2 protein-coding genes are annotated in these 4,565 nt (G+C 66.4%); both read right to left on the bottom strand.

Annotation, left to right across the window (positions count from 1 at the left end):
• Positions 1–394: 394 nt before the first annotated feature.
• Positions 395–3,424: a glycoside hydrolase family 2 TIM barrel-domain containing protein gene (locus Q9R31_RS20045; RefSeq protein ID WP_311264462.1), complete on the bottom strand. Its 3,030-nt coding sequence runs from the start codon at positions 3,422–3,424 to the stop codon at positions 395–397.
• Positions 3,425–3,520: 96 nt separating this feature from the next.
• Positions 3,521–4,528, bottom strand: a complete 1,008-nt coding sequence (locus Q9R31_RS20040) for a LacI family DNA-binding transcriptional regulator (protein ID WP_311264461.1) — start codon at positions 4,526–4,528, stop codon at positions 3,521–3,523.
• Positions 4,529–4,565 lie beyond the last annotated feature (37 nt).

Raw genomic sequence — 4,565 nt, 5'->3', positions numbered from 1 at the left:
GACACACCCGGCACCACCCAAACCCACGTTCAGGATCGCTCCGGAGCAACTTTTCAAACTTACCCGACCCCGCCCCGCTTTGCAAACCGCGTTTCCGCGAAACAAAATCTGCAGGATCAGCCCCCACCCATCACCGGCACGCACAAAATGCGAACCATATTCCAGGCCGTTCAAAAGGGGGTTTGGCCGCTATCTTTCCGCTTCAGCGGCGGCGACTCAGAAAACAATACCCGCACCCACACCCAACCGCAAATCGACCCCGAACGGGCTTCCATACCCCCAAAAACCCCGGAATTTCGCGGTTCTTGGGGGTGCCGTCAGGTCATATCCCCTGTCAAAAGAGGTTTGCTGCTTCTATGTACTGGCTCACATCCTGAAGCGGAGCCACAGGACGCTACCCCAGCACCTTGAGGACCACCTCGAAGTCAGCCTGCCGGGGCTTGAGCCGGTACGGCTCCAAAACGCCGGGCCCGCAGGCCGCGGTGCCAACTCCCCTCATGGCATGGTCCACGTAGATGTAGCTCCGCCCGTCGGGCACCAGGTCCGGCCTGTGGGTGGCTGCATCCAGGGTCTGCATGCTGTAGGGCCGAACCGTCAGGGCAAAGGGTTCACCCGAAATGTGCAGTTCCCTGCCTCCAGTCTGCAGGACAGCAGACCGCACCCCGGACCGGGCTCCCGATTCCTGGGGACGGACGTACTCAACATCCAGTCCGCCAAGGGGCAGCTCAAACCATCCTGTCCGCGCACCCTGACCGGTGTCCGGGTAACTCTGGTGCGGGCCCTGCCCGAACCACTGCACGTTGGCGGTGGGCGAGCCCAGCACCAGCTCGAGCCCGATCCGCGCCCACTCCACCTCAAAACCGGCGTTGACCCAGTCGCCCACCGGCCTGACCTGGGTCCGCAGGGCCAGGGAGCCTGAGCTGCTGGTCCACAGGTAGTCCACGAGCACACCGAACTGCTTGTCCGCGGCCCCCAGGCGCGTGCTGACGCGCAGGTGCTCACCGCCGTCGGGAGAAGATTCCGCGCGGATGCCCAGCAGGCGGGTGTGGAGCCGGTCGAGTCCTGCGTCCTTCCACTGGGTGGCAAGGGGCCGTTCGTCCGGGCTCCCCCACTCCCGGCCAAGGTCGTTGTCCGTCGGGGGCCACCAGAGGACCAGGCCCAGTTTTTCCACGGCAAGTCCGCCGACGGACGTTGGCATCCCGGTGGCCCGGTCGAACACCGCGGCACCCAGCTGCAGGTAAGCATCCCCGGCCTCCACGAGGTCCTCAGCCTGCACCCCCTGGCCTGGAGCAGCGGACCGGACAGCCTGCCCCCAGGCAACCTCGTGGCCCGCAGCTGCCCAGCGGGTATCCGCCGCCAGCACAGCACTGACGGTAAGCACTGCCGACCGGTCCTGCGACAGCCCGGCCAGGTAACTGGCAACCTCCGCCGGCAGCTCCACCTCAGCGGTGGACTTCACCGCCAGCGGCGCAACAGCCACCGTTCCCTCCAGCCGCGTCCCGCCGTCGTCCTCCACCTTGTACTGAAAGCGATAGGCGGACGTGTCCGCGAAGTCCTGCCCGTTCCGCACACTGCAATTGGCCCATGAGGGCGAAATATCGATGCGCAGCGGCTCAATGACCTTTTTGAAATCCAGCAGCCCGGGCCGGGGTGTGCGATTGGCGTCCACCAGCCCGTCCGTGACGAAGTTGCCGTCGTGGACCTCCTCGCCAAAGTCCCCGCCATAGGCGAAGTGCTCGCCGCCGCCCGGCGAAGGAACAAGGATCCCGTGTTCCAGCCACTCCCAGACGAAGCCGCCCATCAGCCGTGGATACTTGTCGAAGAGGTCCTGGTACTCGCTCATGCCGCCCGGCCCGTTCCCCATCGCGTGCACGTATTCGCACAGCACGAACGGCATGGCACGGCGCCGCGCATCCAGATCCGCTTCCTCAAGCGCCGGCTCAATGCCCTGCCCGATGAGCGCCGTCTCGGCCTGGCTGGCATACATGCGGGAGTAGACGTCCACGTCCGGTGAGGACCAGTCGCCCTCGTAGTGGATGGGGCGGGAGGGGTCACGGTCCTTGGTCCAGCGCGACATCGCCGCAAGGTTCCGGCCGGTGCCGGCCTCGTTGCCCAGCGACCACATGATCACCGAGGGATGGTTCTTGTCACGCTCAACCGTGCGCCGCATTCGGTCCAGCAGGGCCTCTTCCCACTGCGGATCGTCGCTGGGGTTCTGGGCCCAGCCGGCACTGTGGAAACCATGCGTCTCGAGGTCGCATTCCAGGACCACATAGAAGCCCAGCTGGTCTGCCAGCGCCAGGAATTCCGGGTGCGGCGGGTAGTGGGAAGTCCGGATCGCGTTGATGTTGTGCTGCTTCATCAGCCGCAGCTCCGCCTCCACCACATCCCACGGCACCACGCGGCCCAGGCGGGGGTGGTGCTCGTGCCGGTTGACTCCCCGGAGCAGGATCCGGCGGCCGTTCACCTTGAACTGCGCATGTTCGATGACGATGCTGCGGAAACCCAACTGGAGGGAGACAGTCTCGCCAGGGGTGCTGACGGTTGCGGCATAGAGGCGCGGAACTTCAGCGGACCAGGGGTGCACGCCCGGGACACGCTGCTCCACCCCGGCGGGCAGTTCGAGGCCAAGTTCCGGAACGCGTACGACGGCGTCAATCGCCTGCCCTGCCCGGCTCACTTCAACACGGAGCGCACCTTCGCCCGTTCCCGGATCATAGCCGGCGTGGACGAAGACATCATCGATGCCGTCCGCCGGCCGGGCCTGCAGGGTGACGTCCCGGAAGATCCCCGGCAACCACCACATGTCCTGGTCCTCCAGATAGCTGGCGGCGGAGAACTGGGCCACGCGCACGGCCATCGTGTTGGCTCCTTCAACGAGGATGCCGGTTACGTCGAATTCGTGGGCGAGCCGGCTGCCGCGGGTGGTCCCGAGTTCCACTCCGTTCAGCCACACGGTCCCGGCCGAATCGATGCCATCAAAGCGCAGCAGGGCATGGGGGAAGAATTCCGGACCGGCGTCGAAGGTCACCAGGTGGTCCCCAATGGGGTTGGCGTCCGGCGGGTAGGGCGGTTCCACCGCGAAGGGGAACTGGAGGTTCGTGTAGGCCGGCGAGCCGTGCCCGTGCATGCTCCAGCTGGAGGGCACGGGCAGCGGCGTGAAGCCGGAGAGGTCCCCGCCGTCCTGCCACCCGTCAATCGGCGCCGTCCGGATGCCTGGGCTCAGGCGGAACTGCCATTCTCCGTTGAGTGAGAGCGTGGGTGCGTCCGACTTCAGGTAAGCCCGCGCGGGAAGGGTTCCCCTGCCGGGTTCCAGCGAAGCGAGCTCTGCGACATCTGCCGCGGCGAGATCGAGCCTGCGGGAGTCATTTTTGGCAGGAGCGGACCGGGGGCCGGCGGTTGCGGCGGGGGTGTGGGCTGGCATGGCTGTTCCTTGGGTAAAGACGCGGCGGGCGGACCACGTGAACGTTCACGTAGTCCAACAACGAGCCTATCCGCTCACTCTTGATTTGAGTAGGGGTCAGGCGGATTGCCGGAGGACCAGCTGGTGCTGCAGGGTCAAATGGGCCTCGGGGCCGCGGTCCTGGATCGCGCCGGTGAGCAGACCGTCCAGGAGTCCGACGGCGGCGCGGCCCACGGCACGCAGGTCCAGGGACAGGGTGGTCAGTTCAGGCGTGAGCAGCTCCCCCAGCGGTATCCCGTCCATGCCGATGACGGCACAGTCTTTGGGAACAGAGATGGCTGACTCCTGCAATGCCTTCAAGGCGCCGGCTGCCATCAGGTCGTTGAAGGCCAGTATGCCGTCAGGGCGCCTATCCCCCGCGACAATAAGGGCGACAGCCGCCTTGGCCTCCGCCGCGGATGGGTGCGCCTGGTGGCGGACAAGGTCTATGCCTGCTTCCGCTGCCACAGCCGCTGTAGCTGCACTCCGGCTGCCGGCAGGACCGCCCTGGTCCGAGTCCAGGAAGACAATGCTGCGGCACCCGCGGGACACAAGATGCGTGAGGGCCAGCTGGGCTGCGTGGCGGTAGTCAAAGGAGATTCCACCGGCGGTGACGGCCTCCGGGGAATCAAGGGCCACGACAGGGCGGCGGCCCATCAGCGCCTGCACCTGGTCCGGATGCGGTGCAAGGTACCCGATCAGTGCATCCACCTGGGGCGCGAGCCGGGCGGCAGCGTCCAGCGGACTGCCGGTCCCGTGGCCGTAGTCATCCACCACCACATTCCAGCCCCGCTCCGTGGCAGCCTCCACTACGCTGGAGGCAAACGCCGGGAAGTAGGGGTTGCTCAGGTCCGGGATGGCGAGGCCAACGGAGATCCGCGCACCCTGGACAAGGCCTTTCGCGAAGCGGCTGGGACTGTAGCCCATCTCTGCCGCCAGCTTTTGGACCCGTTCCCGTGTCTCCGCGCTGATGCCGGCCATGTCATTCATGGCCCGGGTAACGGTCTGGCGGGATACGCCTGCCGCGGCTGCCACGTCCAGGATGGTGGCACGCGGGCCCCTGGGGTTCGGGCTTCGGGAGGTCATAAGCCGTAAGTCTAGGCGGTGTTGAACATAGCCGGTG

The organism is Pseudarthrobacter sp. BRE9 (assembly GCF_031844305.1).
GTDB lineage: Bacteria > Actinomycetota > Actinomycetes > Actinomycetales > Micrococcaceae > Arthrobacter.
This window is presented reverse-complemented; position numbering and strand designations above follow the sequence as displayed.

Coding starts and splice junctions, on each gene's coding strand:
- Q9R31_RS20045 (WP_311264462.1), bottom strand. CDS start 3,424: ATGCCAGCCCACACCCCCGCCGCAACCGCCGGCCCCCGGTCCGCTCCT.
- Q9R31_RS20040 (WP_311264461.1), bottom strand. CDS start 4,528: ATGACCTCCCGAAGCCCGAACCCCAGGGGCCCGCGTGCCACCATCCTG.